The organism is Rhizobium mulingense (assembly GCF_029194105.1).
Taxonomy (GTDB): Bacteria; Pseudomonadota; Alphaproteobacteria; order Rhizobiales; family Rhizobiaceae; genus Rhizobium; species Rhizobium mulingense.
The window spans coordinates 219,885-237,868 of sequence record NZ_JARFVE010000002.1 but is presented as its reverse complement, the minus strand read 5'-3'; the positions used below and the strand labels follow the sequence as shown (position 1 = coordinate 237,868).

Sequence of the window (17,984 nt, the reverse complement as noted above, 5' to 3'; positions counted from 1 at the left end):
AAAGGCATGACCAAGGCACCGATCGCGGGAAACCGCACCGGCCGCAAGCTCGGCCAGCGCGTCAAGAACAAGAAGATGAAGGCGTCCTCCCGCCAATGGCTGCAGCGCCACATCAACGATCCCTATGTGCAGCGCGCCCAGCTCGAAGGCTATCGCGCCCGCGCCGCCTTCAAGCTGCTCGAGATCGACGAGAAATACCACATCCTGCGGGGCGCCAGGCGGATCATCGATCTGGGTGCGGCTCCCGGCAGCTGGTCGCAGATCGCCGCCAAGGTCACCGGTTCGACCGATGAGGATGTCCGTGTGGCCGCGATCGATTTCCTCGAAATGACCCAGCTTCCCGGCGTCAAGATCCTGCAGCTCGATTTCCTTGATCCGAGCGCGCCGGAAAAGCTGATGGAGGCCGTCGGCGGCACGCCCGATCTCGTCATCTCCGATATGGCGGCGCCGACCACCGGCCATCACCGCACCGACCACCTGCGCACCATGCATCTGTGCGAAGTGGCGGCCCACTTTGCCATCGAGGTGCTGGGCGAGGGCGGACATTTCCTCACCAAGACCTTCCAGGGCGGCACCGAGCGTGATCTGCTCGCCATGTTGAAGCAGAATTTCCGGCAGGTCGTCCACGTCAAGCCGAACTCGTCGCGCGCCGAATCGGTCGAGATGTTCCTGCTCGCCAAGGGCTTCAAAGGCCGCAAGGCGGAAGCTGAGGAAGAGCAGGCTTGATCTCGGGCAGATCCCGGCAGATGATGACGCCCCATGCTTCTTTACGTCACGCTCGGAACCAACGACCTCGATCGCGCAGCGCATTTTTATGATGCCGTTCTGCCGGTACTCGGCTATCGCCGCCAGCATTATTCGCAGGAGGAGATCGGCTATTCCGCCGAAAGCGATACGCGCTGCCGTTTCTGGGTGGTGACCCCCTTCAATCGCCGCCGGGCGACATCAGGCAATGGCGCCATGGTCGCGTTCTCAGCCCAAACGAGGGCGGCCGTCGATGCCTTCCATGCGGCGGCTATCGCGGCGGGCGCCGCCGATGAAGGCGGGCCGGGTCTGCGCTCCTACCATGCCCATTTTTATGCCGCCTATGTTCGCGATCTCGACGGCAACAAGCTCTCTGCCGTCTGCGAGAGCCCTGAATAGAAAGCTTATTTCACGGCCTGCTGCTCGGCCTCGATCGTCGATGCGGCTACGCGCCTCGAGCGGTGGCCGGATACGAGCGCGCCGGCGTTGCGGTCCATCCTGATGAAGGGAATGGTCGCAATCACCGTCAGTCCGGCGATGATGTAGAAGGCAAGGTGGAAATCGGCCACCTGCAGCGCCTCGCCTCTAATATAGATCGAGCTTTCCAGGATCGCGGCTGCGACCGCGACGCCGAGCGCCAGGCTGATCTGCTGCATCACCGAGCTCATCGAGGTCGCCTGGCTCGCCTGCGCATCGTCGATATCGGCAAAGGCCAGCGCATTGACGCCGGTGAACATGAAGGAGCGGGAGAAGCCGCCGAGCAGCAGCACGCCGATGATGATGAGATGCGGCGTTGCTGGTGTAAACAGGCCGGTAATGACGGTCACGACAGTCGTCACCATAGCGGCGCCGAGCAGCGTCGTGCGGAAGCCTATGGCTGCGAAGACGCGCTTTGCCATGAACTTGGTGGTGATCGCGCCGATCGCGCCGGCAAAGGTGATAAGGCCGGATTGGAACGGCGTCAGACCGAAGCCGAGCTGCAGCATCAGCGGTGTCAGGAACGGCATGGCGCCGACGCAGATGCGAAACAGGTTGCCCCCCGTGGTCGAAACCCGGAATGTCGGGTTCTTGAACAGGCCGAGGTTCAGGATTGGCGCCGGGTGGCGCTTCGCATGGCTGATATAGAGGAAGCCGCACAGGACGCCGATGCCGGTGGCGGCGACGCCGATGATCGGCGGCAGGGCCGGCAGACTGACCACCGACAGGCCGAAGACGACGCCCGCGGCCGAAAGCGAGGTCAGCACGAAACCGGTGAAATCGAGCTTCGGCGGGGCTGTCGCCTCCACCTCCGGCAGGAAGATCGTCGCGAGCCAAATGCCGATGATGCCGACCGGCACGTTGATCAGGAAGATCCAGTGCCAGCTGAAATAGGTGGTGATGAAGCCGCCGAGCGGCGGGCCGGTGAGTGGGCCGACAAGCGCCGGGATGGTGAGCAGTGCCATGGCCGAGACCAGATCGCTTCGTTGTGTCGTGCGCACCAGCACGAGACGGCCAACCGGCGTCATCATCGCGCCGCCCATGCCCTGCAGGAAGCGGGCAAAGACGAATTCGACGAGGTTGGAGGAGATGGCGCAGAAGATCGAGCCGATGACGAAGACCGATATGGCGAGGCGAAAGATTTTCTTGGCGCCGAACCTGTCCGCCATCCAGCCGCTGACCGGAATGAACACCGCAAGCGCCACCATGTAGGAGGTCAGCGCCAGTTTCAGCGTGATCGGCCCGACATGGAGGTCTAGGGCGATCGCCGGCAGCGCCGTCGAGATCACGGTGGAGTCCATCTGTTCCATGAAGAGAGCGACGGCGAGGATCAGCGGGACGATGCGGTTCATAGGCGGGAGCCTTGATGGGCGCGGATGGAGCTGGAAGGCCCGTGCTGTTTAATCCGAGTTCCGGAAGCTGCCAATGCTCAAATCCGGTTCGATGCGTTCTTTGCTTCACGTCTGCGTGAGACGGCTTGTCGGACAAGGTTCGCTATCAAGATTGACATATGTTTAGGCTGCCGGGCCAGAAACCCGGCAGGTGTCATCGGCCGAGCAGCGACAAAGCACGCATCATGGGGATGGATATATGGCGATTTCAACGCGAATGACACGACGCACGCTTTTTGCCGCAAGCCTCGGCCTGCTGGCGGCGCCGGCAATTTTGAGAGACCAGGCCGAAGCGGCCGCCACTGGAGCAAGCAGACGTATGGATATCGCGCCTTTACCTGAAATCAATCAGTTCAAGCTCGGTTCCTATAAGTTCACCGTCGTTAGGGACGGTATCAATATCTCCGAAAAACCTTATGAGACCTACGGCACCAATCAGGATCCCGAAACCGTCCAGGCGTTGCTGACCGCCAACTTCCTGCCGGCCGACAAGCTCCTGAACGGCTATGCGCCTGTTCTCATCGACACCGGTTCCGACCTCATTCTCGTCGACACCGGCTTTGGCGCGGGCGGCCGCGCCCGCGGGCTCGGAAAGCTCGCCGAGGGCCTGAAAGTGGCGGGATATTCGCCCGAGGACGTGACCCTGGTGGTTCTGACCCATCTGCACGGCGATCACATCGGCGGGCTGATGGAAGAAGGCGCGCCCGCCTTCAAGAATGCCCGCTATGTCATCGGTGAGGCCGAATATGATTTCTGGTCGAACACCGCGCGCGAGGGCACACCGGCCGAGGGCGGCCACAAGGCCGTACTCACCAATGTGACGCCGCTCGTCGAAAAAGCCACCTTCATCAAGGATGGCGCCAGCGTCGCGCCTGGCATGACCGCGATGCTGGCTGCCGGTCACAGCCCGGGGCACATGGTGTTCCACGTCGAATCCGAGGGCAAACGCCTGGTACTGACCGGCGATACGGCCAATCACTACATCCTGTCGCTGCTGCGGCCGGATTGGGAGGTGCGCTTCGATATGGACAAGGCGCAGGCGGCCGCCGCCCGCCGCAAGGTTTTCGCCATGATCGCGGCCGACAAGATCGCCTTCCTCGGCTATCACATGCCGTTCCCGGCGGTCGGTTTCGCCGAAAGGCAGGACGGCGGCTACCGCTTCGTGCCGAAGACCTATCAGTTCGATATCTGATCGCCAAGCGGTTCCGTTTTTCCCGGAATTGCTCTTCGTGCATGGCACCCATGACGAGCCCGGCTGGCACGCCGGGTTTTTTGCTATTTCCTTCCTGTCATAGACGTGTTACCAGCCCTCGCCAACTTCCAAGCAACTCATGCACACCGCCGGGGCGGACGATTCGTTTCCGGGCAGGATTGCATTCTTATTAAATGAAGGAATTTGGCCATGGCACGCATCATTGAAACGGCAACCGGCGCGGACGCGCTTACCTTCGACGACGTGCTGCTGCAGCCCGGCCATTCCGAAGTCATGCCGGGGCAGACGAACATCGCGACCCGCATCGCCCGCGACTTCGATCTCAACATCCCGATCCTCTCTTCGGCAATGGACACGGTCACCGAGAGCCGGCTGGCGATCGCCATGGCCCAGGCCGGCGGCCTCGGCGTCATTCATCGCAACCTCACGCCGGTCGAGCAGGCCGAAGAGGTCCGACAGGTGAAGAAGTTCGAAAGCGGCATGGTCGTCAATCCCGTCACCATCGGTCCGGACGCGAAGCTCGCCGAAGCGCTCGGCCTGATGAAGTCGCACGGCATCTCCGGCATCCCGGTCGTCGAGAAGTCCGGCCGCCTGGTCGGCATCCTGACCAACCGTGATGTTCGCTTCGCCTCCGATCCGGAGCAGAAGATCCACGAGCTGATGACCAAGGACAATCTGGTCACCGTCAAGGAGAACGTCGATCAGCAGGAAGCCAAGCGCCTGCTTCACTCGCATCGCATCGAAAAGCTGCTGGTCGTCGATACCGAAGGCCGCTGCGTCGGCCTCATCACCGTCAAGGATATCGAGAAGTCGCAGCTGAACCCGAACGCCTCCAAGGATGCCCAAGGCAGGCTTCGCGCCGCCGCCGCCATCAGCGTCGGCGATGACGGTTTCGAGCGGGCCGAGCGGCTGATCGAGGCCGGCGTCGACCTCTTGGTCGTCGATACCGCCCATGGCCATTCGCAGCGCGTGCTGGATGCCGTCACCCGGGTCAAGAAGCTCTCCAATTCGGTGCGCATCATGGCCGGCAACGTCGCCACCTATGACGGCACCAGAGCGCTGATCGATGCGGGCGCCGATGCCGTCAAGGTCGGTATCGGCCCGGGCTCGATCTGCACCACGCGTATCGTCGCCGGCGTCGGCGTTCCGCAGCTCGCCGCCATCATGTCGGCCGTTCAGGCCGCCCAGGATCAGGATGTGCCCGTCATCGCCGATGGCGGCATCAAATTTTCCGGCGACCTGGCCAAGGCGATCGCCGCCGGCGCTTCCGCCGTCATGATCGGCTCGCTGCTCGCCGGCACCGATGAGAGCCCGGGCGAGGTCTATCTCTACCAGGGCCGCTCCTTCAAGGCCTATCGCGGCATGGGCTCCGTCGGCGCCATGGCCCGCGGCTCGGCCGACCGTTATTTCCAGGCGGAAGTGCGCGACACGCTGAAGCTCGTGCCTGAGGGCATCGAGGGCCAGGTTCCCTATAAGGGACCGGTCTCGGCCGTCGTCCACCAGCTCGCCGGCGGCCTGAAGGCGGCCATGGGCTATGTCGGCGGCAAGGATCTGAAGGACTTCCAGGAGCGGGCCACCTTCGTGCGCATCTCCGGCGCCGGTCTTCGCGAAAGCCATGCTCATGACGTGACGATCACCCGGGAAAGCCCGAACTATCCGGGCGCCGGTCTCTGATCATGAAGGCGGGCAGCGGGATTCCGCTCTGGATCATCGCGCTGCTCGCCGCTCTCTGCCTGGCCGTGCTCGGCTGGACAACCCTCGGCTTCGTCGTTCCGTTCAAGCATGAAACCGGCCAGGCGGTGCTCGACACCTATTTCGCCGGTTACGACGAGTCCGCCGTCTTTCATATGCAGACGCTGCTCGATGGCAACGAGACGGCGGCAAGGCTGCTCAGCGCCATGTATTTCGGGCCGGAGCTGATCTTTCCGGCATTGCTGACGGCGCTTTTGTTCCTCTCATTCCTCAAGCTCGGTCCTGTCGGCACCTGGTTCGGACGATCGATGCATCCGCTCGTCGGCCGCACCGTCTACCTGCTGCCGTTCCTCTACGGCATCGCCGACTACGGCGAGAATATCTCAAGTCTGATCGCCTTCGGCGATGGAGGGTCCGCGAGTCTGGCGGCAAATCTGCTGCCGTGGATGACACGGCTGAAATTCGCAAGCCTCGCCATTTGCTTCATCCTCCTCGCCCGGCTTGCCATCGTCCGCTGGCTGTCGCCGCGCCGAGATTGAGACGCGTTCTCGGCCGCTGGCATCCTGCTCCCCTTTCGGCTACTCCTGGCAACGAGTGCGGAACGGAAAGGACTTGAGGGAGCAATATGACCGGCTATCAAATCTTCTGGCCACTGCTTGCCCATGTGGCCCTGGTCTATGGTCTTTATGCGCTTCTTGGACAGCGGCGCGCGAAAATGGTCCGCGCCGGCAGGATCGCGAAATCGGATTATCGCGAAAATCGTGACGAGCCGGCCGAAAGCCTCGCCGTCAAGAACTGTCTCGCCAACCAGTTCGAACTGCCCGTGCTCTTCTATGCCTGCTGCATTCTTCTCTATGTCACCGAGGCCGACAATCTTGTCGCCGTCGCGTTCGCCTGGGTCTTCGTCGCCCTGCGTTATGCGCATGCGGCCATCCACGTCACCAGCAATGATCTCCGCTACCGGAGCCCGATCTTCGCCGCCGGTTACCTCGTGCTCGCCGCCATGTGGGTCTGGCTGGCCGGGTGGATGGCAATGGGATAAACGCGCCGCGACCAACGGCATAACTCCCTGAATCGGAATCGATTCAAGGACAAAATTATGCATAAATTCAAAATGTTGCAGCATCCCTCACGCGTGCGGAAAGACACGGGCGCCCGTCAAGATAACCTCGGGAACATGGTTACTAATATTTAAATTGATTCGTCTATTTCTGCGCGAGCGAGTGATAGTGGGACGGTTTTGCGAGCGAAGATGGACGAGAGGACAGGCGGGGCGGCGATCCATCGCATGGCCATGCTGCGACTTGCGGGCTCGGCGAGCACCGCGGCGCTGGCGCTGATGCTGGCAGCAGAGCCGGGGTGGGCGCAGCAGGTCATAACCGGCAACGACACGGAGATCGTCGACGGCAACGACCCCGGCGGCACCGGCCCGGGCACGCAGCCGGCTCCCTGGACCATCAACACCGATCTCGTCATTGGCGATCAGAATGGCAATGATGCGACCCTCATCATCCGCAACGGCGGCGCGGTCAGCAATGATATCGGCGTGCTCGGCGTCGATCCCGGCGCCGGCGGTACGGTGACGGTCACCGGCTCAGGCTCGAGCTGGAGCAATTCCGACGACCTTTATGTCGGCCATCAGGGCGCCGGCGCGCTGACCATCGAAGACGGCGCTGTGGTCAACAACCAGTTCGGACATATCGGCTATTTCTCCGGCGCCAGCGGCACGGCAACGGTCACTGGCACAGGTTCGGCCTGGACGACCTTCCAGGATCTCACCATCGGCGACAGCGGCACCGGCACTTTGATCATTTCGAATGGCGGGACGGTCAACAGTGCATCCGGCTATATCAGCAATGATTCCAGCGCCGTCGGCGAGGTCATCGTTACGGGCGCCAACTCGCTCTGGAGCAATTCCATCGAGGTCTCGGTCGGCGCGGCCGGCGCGGGAACGCTGACCATTTCGAATGGTGGCTCTGTCACCGGCAGCTTCGGTTATGTCGGCTTCAGTTCGAACGGCAGCGGAGTGGTCAGCGTGACCGGCGCAGGCTCGAGCTGGATCAGTTCCGGAACGCTGTTCGTCGGCCAATTCGGTTCAGGCAGCGTCAGCATCGACGATGCCGGCATGATATCGGCGTCCGCGGTCGTTATCGCGGATGATTCAGCCGCGACCGGCACCATCGAACTTGCCGGAAGTGCCGGAAGCGGGCGCGGCGTCCTGGAGACCGGCTATGTCGAGAGAGGCGGCGGCAGTGCGAGCCTCGTTTTCGACGGCGGCATTCTGCGGGCAACGGGCAATGAGGCGAATTTCCTGCGCGGCTTCCGCGCCGGCGAAGTAACGACCAATTCGGGCGGCGCCTTTATCGACACCAACGGCTTTGCGGTCGGCATAACCACGGATCTGCAAGGCGTCGGCGGCCTGACCAAGCAGGGTACGGGCACGCTGACGCTGTCCGGCACCAACAGCTATACCGGCGTAACGACGGTCGAGGCCGGCACGCTGCTGGCGGGCAGCGCCGGTGCCTTCGTGCAGAACGGCGCCTATGCGGTAAATGGCGGCATACTCGATCTCGGCGGCTTCGACCTGACCATGGGTGAGCTTTCGGGAAGCGGCGGCGAGATCGCGCTCGGCAGCACCGACCTCACGCTCGATCAGGCAATTGAGAGCACCTATGGCGGCGTACTCTCCGGCAGCGGCGACCTCACGATGGCCGGCAGCGGCACCCTGCGTCTGAGCGGCGACAGTTCGGCTTTTACCGGGACGACCACGGTTTCGGACGGCCGCCTGATCGTCAATGGCAGCCTTGGCGGCATCCTGACGATGACGGGCGGCAGACTGGGTGGCTCGGGTGATATCGGCGCGCTGACCGCCGGGGCGGGCGTCACCATCGCGCCGGGCAATTCGATCGGAACCTTGACCGTCGGCGGCAATCTCACTTTCGATCCGGGCGCTACTTATGAGGTCGAGGTCGATCCCGCCGGCACCGCGAGCGATTTGATCTCGGTTACCGGCACCGCCTTTCTCAACGGCGCGACCGTTTCCCATATCGGAATGAATGGCGAGTACAGGCCGTTCTCCACCTATACGATCCTGACCGCGAGCGGCGGGGTGAGCGGAACCTTTAGCGCCGTTACCTCCAATTATGCCTTTCTGGCCGCCGACCTCTCCTATGATTTGAACAATGTCTACCTGGAAATTGCCCGCAATGATGTGAGCTTCGCCGACATGGCTGCGACGAGCAACCAGATTGCCACGGCGGCGGCTGCCGAGAACCTCGGCTCCGGCAACGACATCTACGATGCGATCGTCACCTTGCCCGACGACCGGTCGCAAGTTCAGGCGAGCTTCGACGCGCTTTCCGGCGAAATCCATGCGTCGATCAAGACGGCGCTGATCACCCAGAGCCTGTTTGTTCGCGAGGCCGCCAACGAACGTCTGCGCTCCGCTTTCGGCGATCCCGTCACCGCCATGGTTCCGATACAAGCCTTCTGGCCCGGCGCGCCGGAACTGACCGCCGCCGAGACCGCGGACGGGCCGGTTTTCTGGAGCATGGCCTTCGGCGGTCTGAGCGAGGCGTTCACGGATGGCAATGCCGCCACATTCCGCCATCAGACGGGCGGGTTTCTTGCCGGTGTCGACAGCAGTTTCGACGAGGTCAGGTTCGGCCTGATGGCCGGCTACAGCAATTCAAGGTTCGATCCCCGTCACCGTGCTTCGTCGGGCTCGAGCGACGATTATCATCTCGGCCTGTATGCCGGTACGCACTGGGGCGGTCTCGCCTTCCGCTCCGGCCTCGCCTATACCTGGCATGACATCGAAACCAGCCGCCGTGTCGCGATCGGCAGCTTCGAGGACAGGCTGGACGCGAACTATGGGGGCGGCACGCTGCAGGGCTTTGCGGAGCTCGGCTACCGGTTCGAGAGGGCGGCGGTCTCCTTCGAGCCCTTCGTCAATCTCGCCCATATGGGCATTCGAACGGCGGGCTTTTCCGAAAAGGGCGGGGCGGCCGCACTCGACGTCTCCGGCCGCACGACCAACACCACCATCACCACGCTCGGCCTGCGTGCCGAAATGGAGGTTCGCCTCGCCGGGACGAGCGCCACCCTGCACGGCATGTCAGGCTGGCGCCATGCCGCCGGCGATATCGTCCCGTTGTCGACGCAAGCTTTCGCAGGAGGCGATGCCTTCACCGTCGTCGGCGTGCCGCTGGCGCAGAACGCCTTCGTTCTCGACGCCGGCCTTGACGTCGCCCTCAACGAAGGTGCTGCGCTCGGGATTGCCTATTCCGGCCAGATCGCGGAAGACGCACAGCAGCATGGGGTTAAGGCGACCCTATCTGTGAAGTTCTAAAATCTCTGGACGGTCATTCCCCTCGCAACGAAGGGTCGCGCCATCAGCCTATTCCCGTCGAAGAGAAATTCGCAACTATTTCAAGGATTCTCTCGCCTGACGCAACCGGTGGGAACAGCTGAACTCCCAATTTTGATACGCGTTTGCAGGTCGTTAAAATGCGAGCCTTTCCGTTTACGCCTGATGAAGACCTGCATGTCATATCCGCTCGACGCGCTGGTGGCAGAAGCCTCGGCTGCGAACAATAAAAACGGGAACGACATGGGCGCGGAAAGCATGGATCGCATCGGCTTGCGAAGGAAGCCGAAGCAGGAGCGCAGCATTCAGAGGCTGGATCTTATTCTCGCCGCCGCTGCCAAGATCATCGCCGAGAAGGGCGTCAGCGCCATGCGGATGACCGAGCTCGCGATCGCTGCCAAAGTGCCGATCGGCTCGGTTTACCAATATTTCCCGGAGAAAGCGGCGATCGTCAAAGCCCTGTTCGATCAGCACGCTTCGGCGGTACAGACGAAGACGGCGGCGATGTTCTCCGACGTGCAGTCGCTCGACCAGGCGCTCGATCTCGTCTGCGATATCATCGATTGGTATTACGATTCCTACCATGACGATCCCGTCTATCTCGGCGTCTGGATGGGGACGGAGACCGAGCAGGATCTGCTGCGGCTGAATATAGAGCATAGCGGCCGTGTCGCCGGCATTTTTCATGACGCCGTGCGCAGGCTGGCTCCCGATCTTTGCGACGAGGAAATGTTCGCCCGCACTTACCTTTTCAGCCATCTGATCGGCGCCGTCATCCGGCTTGCCGCCATCAGCGAAGAGACTATAGCGCGGCGCATGCTCGGTGAGTGGAAACGCGTCATCCGCGCCTCCCTTTTTACCGAGGCCGCGCCGCGCGCCGTCTGAGAGCCTCTACCAGCCAGGCACCATATTTGCGGACTTCAGCCGCGGATAAAGGCGCGCCTGCGCGGATTTGACGTCCGCATCCAAACCGTCGTCAATGACAGCAGGCGTGATGTTGTCGAGGCAGGCCGTGATATGCGCGGTGATCGCGTTCATCAGCGAGATCGAAACGCCCGGCCGCTTCATGATGCCGATTTGCACCGGCGGCAGCGCCGGAAAGCCGTCTGCCTGGCTCAGCACCTTCATGCCCGTCCGCAGCGCCGATTCCGGCATCACCGAGACGGCCATGCCGGCAAGCACGGCCGCGGCGACGACGGTGCAGGACCAGCTGGTGAACAGGATCTGGTGCTCGCGTCCCACGGCATCGAGCGCCGAGCAGGCGAGCTGGCGCCACTGGCAGTCGCGGCGGCCGACGGCAAGCGGCACTGGCGCGTCGTCGCGGATCGGATGGTTGGCCGAGCCGACCCAGCAGAGCGGTTCGGTTCGCACCACGTCGGACATGCGCTCGCGCGGATTGTGGGTGACGAGCGCGATATCGAGCTCGCCCTTGTGCATGCGCTCGGCAAGATCCACCGAAGGCTCGCAGACAATATAGAGCTCAACATTCGGGTGCGTCTTGGCGAAGCGGCCGATGATCTCAGGCATATAGCGGTCGGCGTAGTCGTCGGGCGTGCCGATGCGCAGCGTTCCCTCCAGCCTGTTGTCGTCGAAGGCGGCGATCGCCTCATTGTTGAGGCGGATGATGCGCCGGGCGTAATTGAGCAGCTTCTCGCCCTCGACCGTCAGCCGGTTGCCGCGGCCGTCCTTGATGAAGAGCTGCTTGCCGATGCGCTCCTCGAGGCGGCGCATCTGCATGGAGACGGCCGATTGAGTCTTGTAGACCTTGTCGGCCGCCTTGGTGAAGCTGCCGGAATCGACGATGGCGATGAAAGTCTGCAATTGGTCGAGATCAAGAGGCGCGGACATGGTATCACCCATAAAGATAGCTGATGATAATCATTAGAAACATTCGTTGGACTGATCAATAGGTCTTTGGCATCTTCGGGGTGCAAATCAAGCAAAGTGAAGGGCAGACACCCTGCCTGCCCAAGCAGAATTCAGCCTTATCCCCTCTCGCACGACCTCGCGGAGGGGGTGGGTTGTTGCGTGCCCGAGAAAGGAGAGTTCGATGCACACGACAGACCGAACACTAGAACTCGACTGCAGCAAGCTGACCCCGACGCTTTTCCAGCGTCTGGTGGCAGGCCTCGCTCCGCTGGTCTCCATCTTTCGCGGGTTTCGCAATCGAATGGAGGTCAACGGGCTGCGTGATCTGAACGACAGTCAGCTGAGGGATATCGGCCTCACCAGGGCCGACCTGACTTCTGCCTTCCTGGCCTCGACCTTTTTCGAGGATCCGTCGGAACATCTGACGCGCTCGGCGCGCAATCGCTGGCGCCTGCAGCTTTTCCGCCCTCACGAGGAGTAGGAGTGTCGAGTTTCCCCGCAGGGTGATAGCCAATAGCCCTGCCGCTTGACCCGGTGATCGGCTTTTCCCAAGCCATCGCCGGGTTTTTTTATGCCTTGGTTTCGGGGGGCTTCGGCCGGTAGGTTTCGAAAATCGCTTCCAGGTTTCTCTGGTAGCTCTTCTGCACCTCAAGCCCGCTGTCGAACATGGCGTTCAGCATGTCGCTATAGCTCTCGGCATTGTTCGCCTCTTCCTTCGGCGCCTTCGGCGTCTTGGCCGCGGGTTGTTTGCCCACCGGTTGTTTGGCTGGCGGTTGTTTGGCTGGCGGCTGCTGGCCAAGCCCGGTCATCATTTCCTGAAAGGCCTTGGCGAAGGGATTGTCGAGGAAGGGGTTCGGCTGAGGCGCCGGTTCTTGTTTCGGCATCGAGAACATCAGCTGCATCGCCTGCGTGAAGGGATTGTCGAAGATGCTGGGTTCCGGGGCCGCCTTCGGCTTCGGCGCAAAGCCGGTGCTCTCGAGCCATTTCTGAATGGTCTCGCCCATTGCCGTGTTGACGAACGGGTTGACCGGCGAGGCCAACTGGCCGGTTGTCTGCTTGAAGAGCCCGCCCATCAGCGTATCGGCCAAAACGGGCAGCATCTGCTTGTAGATATCCTGGCCGATCCCGGTCATCTGCGCCGCCTGGGCGGCGACCGCCCGCGAAACCTCTTTGGAGCCGAAGAGCTGGGCGAGGATATTGTTGCCGTCGGAAATGCCCTCCGGCGTGAAGGCCCGGCTCATATCCTCGAAATAGCGCGCGTAATTGCCGGAGGCGACGGCCTGCATCAGCCCGACGAAATCGTAAGGGTTGCTGGTGCTGCGCTTGAGGCCGGCGGAGAAGGCCGGCATCAGCGCCGCCATCGCCTTGGTCGCCTGTTCCTGCGCCAGGTTGAACTGCCGCGCGATCGCTTCCATCGCCGCACCGTTCTGCGCCTGCATCATCATGTCGAAGAGTGGCAGCATGGAGGTCCCTTTCCCCGAGTCGTGACGCGTGTGTAACGCCACTATATCTGGAAAAGGTAATGTGCAAACGGCTTTTTGCCATAAGAACTTAAAGCCGTTTCGGCAAACGCGCGCGGCGCCCTTCCGAACCCGGCAAAATTCCGGGCAGGCTCAGTACTGATAGTCCTCGAAGACCGGTTCGACGGAGCCGTTCCAGCGGCCGTGATAGAGCGACAGCAGATCCTCGGCGAGCGTCGCCTTCTTGGCGAGCACCTCGTCGAGCGGCGCCAGGAAGATGCTTTCGTCCTGGCCTTCGCGGTTGAGCTTTCCGCGCGTCTTGAGGCCGGTCCTCGATATGGCGACCACCTCGCGGGCCACGTCAAGCAGTGCATGCCCGCGAAACTCAGCCTTCAGCCCTTCGGCGGGGACGGCGTCGCGCAGGGCAGCGACTTCGGCAAAGCTCCAATTCCTGGTGAACTCGTCGGCAGCTTGCAGGGCCGCATCATCGTAGAGCAAGCCGACCCAGAAGGCCGGCAACGCACAGATGCGCCGCCACGGGCCGCCGTCGGCGCCGCGCATTTCGAGGAAACGCTTCAGCCGCACGTCGGGGAACAGCGTCGAAAGATGGTTTGTCCAGTCGCCCATCGTCGGCGCCGGATCGGCGACCTCGCCCTTCAGCGCGCCGTTCATGAACTGGCGGAAGGTGACATGGGTGCAATCGTGATAACGGCCGTCGCGGACGATGAAATACATCGGCACGTCGAGCGCCCATTCGGCGTAGTCGCGGAAACCGAAATCGTCGCGGAAGGTGAAATCGAGCAGGCCCGAGCGCCGGTTGTCGACGTCGCGCCAGATATCACCGCGCCAGGAGAGCAGTCCGTTCGGCTTGCCCTCGGTGAAGGGCGAAGATGCAAAGAGCGCGGTCGCCAAGGATTGCAGCTTCATCGAAACGCGCATCTTCTGGCGCATGTCGGCTTCCGAGGAGAAGTCGAGATTCACCTGGATCGTGCAGGTGCGGTACATCATGTCGAGACCCTTGCTGCCGACTTTCGGCATGTAGCGGGTCATGATCTCGTAGCGCGATTTCGGCATTTGCGGCGTTTGCGCATAGGTCCATTTCGGGCTGCCGCCGATGCCGAGGAAGCGGATGCCCATCGGTTCGGCGATTTCGCGCAGCGTCGCCAGGTGCTGGTTCGATTCCCTGCAGGTTTCGTGAAGCGTCTCCAGCGGCGCGCCGGAGAGTTCGAACTGACCGCCGGGCTCGATCGAGATGGCGCCCATGCCGCTGTGTTCGGCCAGGCCGATGATGTTGCCGCCGTCCATGATCGGCTCCCAGCCGCTCTTTTCCTGCAGGCCGGTGAGCAGGGCCGAAATGCTGGCATCGCCGAAATAGGGAACCGGGCTGTTGTCGGCGCGGAAGAAGGCGAATTTCTCGTGTTCGGTGCCGATCCGGAAACGCTCCCGCGGCTTGTTGCCCGCGGCGATGTAATCGGTCAGATCCTGGACCGATGAGAGCGGTGTCTGGTCGGTGGTGTCGCGGGCCATGCGGGATACCTGTATTCGAAAAGGCGCCCAGGGGGCCGGGCAGTTGGAAGGCTGATTAGGACCCAAGCCACGTCTGTTGCAAGTGAAATTCTTTCAACGACGCATCAAAAAAATAGCAGCGATTTCCGTGTCCACCCGTTTCCGGGGTCAGTTCCAGTCGCCGATCGCCGCCTGGACCACGGCGAGCGCCGCAACCGCTGCCGTATCGGCCCGCAGGATGCGCGGTCCGAGCGGAATGGCGGTGACGAAATTGAGACTTCGAAGCCGCGCGCGTTCCTCTTCCGAAAAGCCGCCTTCCGGTCCGACGAGCAGCGCGAGATGCTTTTCCCGGATCGCCGACAGCACCGGCAGCGGGTTCTGCCCGGCCTCGCCCTCGTCGCAATAGATGATGCGGCGCTCCTTCGGCCAGCGGCCGAGCAGGTCGGAGAGCTTCACGGGTTCGGCCACCTCGGGAATGCCGAGAACGCCGCATTGCTCGGCCGCCTCGACGACATTGGCGCGCAGTTTGTCAAGATTGGTGATCTTGCCCTGGACGTGCTGGGTCATGACCGGCTGCAGCAGGCCGGCGCCCATCTCCACCGCCTTCTGCACAAGATAATCCATGCGGCCGACCTTGAGCGGCGCAAAGAGATAATGCAGATCGCAGGGGGAGGGCTGTAGCCGCGTCTCTTCGATTGCCGTCAGCAGGATGCGTTTGCGCGTGGGGAAGGTGAGGCTGGCTTTCCACTCGCCGTCACGGCCGTTGAAGAGCAGAATCTCTGCATCAGTCTCCATCCTCAGCACATTGGCGAGATAGTTGAACTGCTCGGCGCTCGCCTCCACGACGGCGCCGGCAGAAAGCGGCGCGTCGACGAAAAGCCGTTGCATGCGAAAATTGGCGCGCATTCGAAATATACTCGTGGGTTCAGACGAAGAGCGCGAACATAGCCCAATAAATCATGGCCGCAAGCGCTGCCGAGACTGGCACTGTAACGATCCAGGCGGCGACGATCGTCATGAAATGCGAGCGGCGCACGAGATAACGCCGGCGCTGCTCATGGATGTTCGGCTCCTCCGGCTCGTCGATATCGAAGCTCTCGGCCTTGCGCCTGATATAGGTGATGCGGCGCTTTGAATGGCGCGTATACCATTCGCGGAAGAAGCCGACGCCGAAGACGGCGCCGACGGCGATATGCGTGGTGCTGACCGGCAGGCCGAGCCAGGAGGCGACGATGACGGTGAACGCGGTCGACAATGCGACGCAATAAGCCCGCATCGGATTGAGCTTGGTGATCTCCTCGCCGACCAAGCGAATGAGGCGTGGCCCGAACAGCAGCAGGCCGACGGAGATGCCGAAGGCCCCGATCAGCATCACCCAGAGCGGCGGATGCCCGACGCCGTCGACGCCGCCGATGCCGACCGAATGGACGATTGCCGAAAGCGGCCCGACGGCGTTCGAAACGTCGTTTGCGCCATGCGCGAAGGAAAGCAGCGCCGCCGAGCCGATCAATGGCAGCCGGAACAGCACCCGCAGCGAGCTGTTGCGGTTTTCGAGATCCCGCGCCTGGGCGAGAACGAGCGGCCGGGCGGCAAGCCAGCTGACCAGTCCGATGCCGATGCCGATCAGGAAGACGGTGAAAGGCGGAAACCGGCCGGGCGGCGACAGCTGCAGCACCATATAGGCCATGAAGCCGCCGGCCATCACCGCGACCAGCACCGGCACCCAGCGTCGTGCCGCGGCGATCTTGTCGTCACGATAGATGATAAGGGTCTTGACGAGATAAAGCATCCCGGCGGCAATCAATCCGCCAATCAGCGGTGAGGTGACCCAGCTCGAGGTAATTTCCAGCAGCACCCGCCAGTTGACCGGTTCCACTCCGACCGCCGAAATGCCCGCTCCGATGACCGCCCCGATAATTGCATGGGTCGTGGAAACCGGCGCATTCATCCAGGTTGCGAGGTTGATCCAGAGGGCCGCCGCCATTAGCGCTGCCATCATGATCCAGCCGAGCATCGCCTGCGGCACCTGGACCGTATCGACGATATTCGAGGAAATCGTCTTGACGACCTCGCCGCCGGCGATCGTAGCGCCGAGAACCTCGAAGATTGCGGCGATGGCGAGTGCCTGGGCCATTGTCATGGCGCGCGCGCCGACGGCTGCGCCCACATTGTTGGTCACGTCATTGGCGCCGATATTCATTGCCATGTAGCTGGCAAGGGCTGCCGCCGCAACGACGAGCGTGGCTCCCGGCCGATCGAACACATAGACCCCGGCAAAGAGCATGGTCAGGCCGAGGAAAATCAGCCCCAACCCGGGCGCCACCAGCCGTCGGACCACATGCTTGGCCACATCCTCGACATGAGTGATCTTGTCGAGGTCCTTGTCGAGCGTGCGTTTCGTGAGGACGGCGGGGCGTGGCGGCATTCTTTTTCCCAAGGATGAATCTGCTTCTACGCTGCCTTTCTAGCAGTGCAAGATGGCAGGATTCATTCCGCCGGAATTTGCTTTGCCGCATTGGCCGAAAGCCTGTCAGTCAGCTTTCGCTTGAAGGCGAGGAATAGGTGGCGCAGCTCCGGTTCGCGCACGCGTCCGGCTGCTTCGTCGAATGAAACCCATTCGATGGTGCGTTCACCCTTTTCCTTGAAATTTTTCGCCATGTCGGTGACTTCAAGCGGATAGACCTGCACCTTGCATGATACTCGCACCCCATCCCGGAGCATCTTGGGATAGGTGTAGGCGCCGAGCGTTTCCGTTTCGACCGGACCCTTGACGCCAGCTTCTTCCAAGGCCTCCTGTGCGGCGACTTCGTGCGCACATTTACCGTTCATCGGCCAGCCCTTGGGAATGACCCAGCGGCCGGTATCGCGGCTCGTCATCAGGAGCACCTCGAGCTTATCAGCGTTCCTCACCCGATAGCAGAGCGCACCATATTGTTGTCGCGGCGGGCGCCGGAACATCAGTTGCACATCGGATGCCAGTCGGGCGAGAAGGGTCAATTGTCGAGTCACCTTTATCGTTGATGTTAGGAATCGCTGATATACCTTGTATCACGGAAAGCTTGCGCAAGCCAAAATTCGCGGCGCGATCCGAACGCGTTTTATTTCTCCCTGTTTCATAGGGAAGCCGAGCTGGGTCAGGCTCGAAAAAACCGTCACGTCCTGTCTCGAATGCGTCGCTTTGCACAGGTGTACAATATGATCCCGCTGTGCCCCCAAATCAATGGCCGGGCCGTTTGTTCCACCGGGATTTCAGGATTGGAATA

Annotated in this window: 16 protein-coding genes; 9 read left to right on the top strand and 7 right to left on the bottom strand. The window is 62.1% G+C overall.

Annotated elements, in window-relative coordinates:
• Nucleotides 1–6: 6 nt before the first annotated feature.
• Complete coding sequence (locus tag PYR71_RS01305) at nucleotides 7–726, top strand: RlmE family RNA methyltransferase (protein ID WP_275617947.1); 720 nt, start codon at nucleotides 7–9, stop codon at nucleotides 724–726.
• Nucleotides 727–759: 33 nt separating this feature from the next.
• Complete coding sequence (locus PYR71_RS01300) at nucleotides 760–1,143, top strand: VOC family protein (RefSeq protein WP_010048065.1); 384 nt, start codon at nucleotides 760–762, stop codon at nucleotides 1,141–1,143.
• 5 nt (nucleotides 1,144–1,148) lie between these two features.
• Here PYR71_RS01300 and PYR71_RS01295 read toward each other — a convergent pair whose 3' ends face one another.
• Nucleotides 1,149–2,573: an MFS transporter gene (locus tag PYR71_RS01295; protein WP_275617946.1), complete on the bottom strand. Its 1,425-nt coding sequence runs from the start codon at nucleotides 2,571–2,573 to the stop codon at nucleotides 1,149–1,151.
• Nucleotides 2,574–2,811: 238 nt separating this feature from the next.
• Here PYR71_RS01295 and PYR71_RS01290 point away from each other — a divergent pair, with 238 nt between their 5' ends.
• The 6 genes from PYR71_RS01290 to PYR71_RS01265 all read left to right on the top strand — a co-directional run bounded on the left by PYR71_RS01290 (nucleotide 2,812) and on the right by PYR71_RS01265 (nucleotide 10,771).
• Complete coding sequence (locus PYR71_RS01290) at nucleotides 2,812–3,804, top strand: MBL fold metallo-hydrolase (RefSeq protein ID WP_275617945.1); 993 nt, start codon at nucleotides 2,812–2,814, stop codon at nucleotides 3,802–3,804.
• A gap of 210 nt (nucleotides 3,805–4,014) precedes the next feature.
• On the top strand, nucleotides 4,015–5,499 hold the full coding sequence (guaB, locus tag PYR71_RS01285; RefSeq protein WP_096768730.1) for an IMP dehydrogenase: 1,485 nt from the start codon (nucleotides 4,015–4,017) through the stop codon (nucleotides 5,497–5,499).
• Between the two features lie 2 nt (nucleotides 5,500–5,501).
• On the top strand, nucleotides 5,502–6,056 hold the full coding sequence (locus PYR71_RS01280; protein ID WP_275617944.1) for a hypothetical protein: 555 nt from the start codon (nucleotides 5,502–5,504) through the stop codon (nucleotides 6,054–6,056).
• Nucleotides 6,057–6,142: 86 nt separating this feature from the next.
• The gene (locus PYR71_RS01275) at nucleotides 6,143–6,559 is read left to right on the top strand and encodes an MAPEG family protein (protein WP_275617943.1); all 417 of its coding nucleotides are present in this window, start codon (nucleotides 6,143–6,145) and stop codon (nucleotides 6,557–6,559) included.
• Between the two features lie 210 nt (nucleotides 6,560–6,769).
• Nucleotides 6,770–9,868 (top strand): autotransporter outer membrane beta-barrel domain-containing protein, encoded by a 3,099-nt coding sequence (locus PYR71_RS01270; RefSeq protein WP_275617942.1) that lies wholly within the window; start codon nucleotides 6,770–6,772, stop codon nucleotides 9,866–9,868.
• A gap of 261 nt (nucleotides 9,869–10,129) precedes the next feature.
• Nucleotides 10,130–10,771, top strand: a complete 642-nt coding sequence (locus PYR71_RS01265) for a TetR family transcriptional regulator (RefSeq protein WP_275618447.1) — start codon at nucleotides 10,130–10,132, stop codon at nucleotides 10,769–10,771.
• 6 nt (nucleotides 10,772–10,777) lie between these two features.
• Here the strand turns inward: PYR71_RS01265 and PYR71_RS01260 are convergent, their stop codons facing one another.
• A complete protein-coding gene (locus PYR71_RS01260) occupies nucleotides 10,778–11,734 on the bottom strand; it encodes a LysR substrate-binding domain-containing protein (protein ID WP_210314533.1) in 957 nt (318 codons plus the stop codon).
• 202 nt (nucleotides 11,735–11,936) lie between these two features.
• Between PYR71_RS01260 and PYR71_RS01255 the strand changes: the two genes are divergently transcribed.
• Nucleotides 11,937–12,236, top strand: a complete 300-nt coding sequence (locus tag PYR71_RS01255; protein ID WP_183918625.1) for a YjiS-like domain-containing protein — start codon at nucleotides 11,937–11,939, stop codon at nucleotides 12,234–12,236.
• Nucleotides 12,237–12,324: 88 nt separating this feature from the next.
• Here the strand turns inward: PYR71_RS01255 and PYR71_RS01250 are convergent, their stop codons facing one another.
• The 5 genes from PYR71_RS01250 to PYR71_RS01230 all read right to left on the bottom strand — a co-directional run bounded on the left by PYR71_RS01250 (nucleotide 12,325) and on the right by PYR71_RS01230 (nucleotide 17,718).
• The gene (locus PYR71_RS01250) at nucleotides 12,325–13,218 is read right to left on the bottom strand and encodes a DUF937 domain-containing protein (RefSeq protein WP_275617941.1); all 894 of its coding nucleotides are present in this window, start codon (nucleotides 13,216–13,218) and stop codon (nucleotides 12,325–12,327) included.
• Between the two features lie 150 nt (nucleotides 13,219–13,368).
• Nucleotides 13,369–14,742, bottom strand: coding sequence for a glutamate--cysteine ligase (locus PYR71_RS01245; RefSeq protein ID WP_275617940.1), 1,374 nt, complete (start codon nucleotides 14,740–14,742; stop codon nucleotides 13,369–13,371).
• Between the two features lie 147 nt (nucleotides 14,743–14,889).
• Nucleotides 14,890–15,627 carry a 16S rRNA (uracil(1498)-N(3))-methyltransferase gene (locus PYR71_RS01240; protein ID WP_275617939.1) on the bottom strand — a complete coding sequence of 246 codons (738 nt, stop codon included), beginning with the start codon at nucleotides 15,625–15,627 and terminating at the stop codon, nucleotides 14,890–14,892.
• 19 nt (nucleotides 15,628–15,646) lie between these two features.
• A complete protein-coding gene (locus tag PYR71_RS01235) occupies nucleotides 15,647–17,146 on the bottom strand; it encodes an inorganic phosphate transporter (RefSeq protein WP_275617938.1) in 1,500 nt (499 codons plus the stop codon).
• Nucleotides 17,147–17,208: 62 nt separating this feature from the next.
• Nucleotides 17,209–17,718 (bottom strand): NUDIX hydrolase, encoded by a 510-nt coding sequence (locus PYR71_RS01230; protein WP_275617937.1) that lies wholly within the window; start codon nucleotides 17,716–17,718, stop codon nucleotides 17,209–17,211.
• Nucleotides 17,719–17,984: the final 266 nt, after the last annotated feature.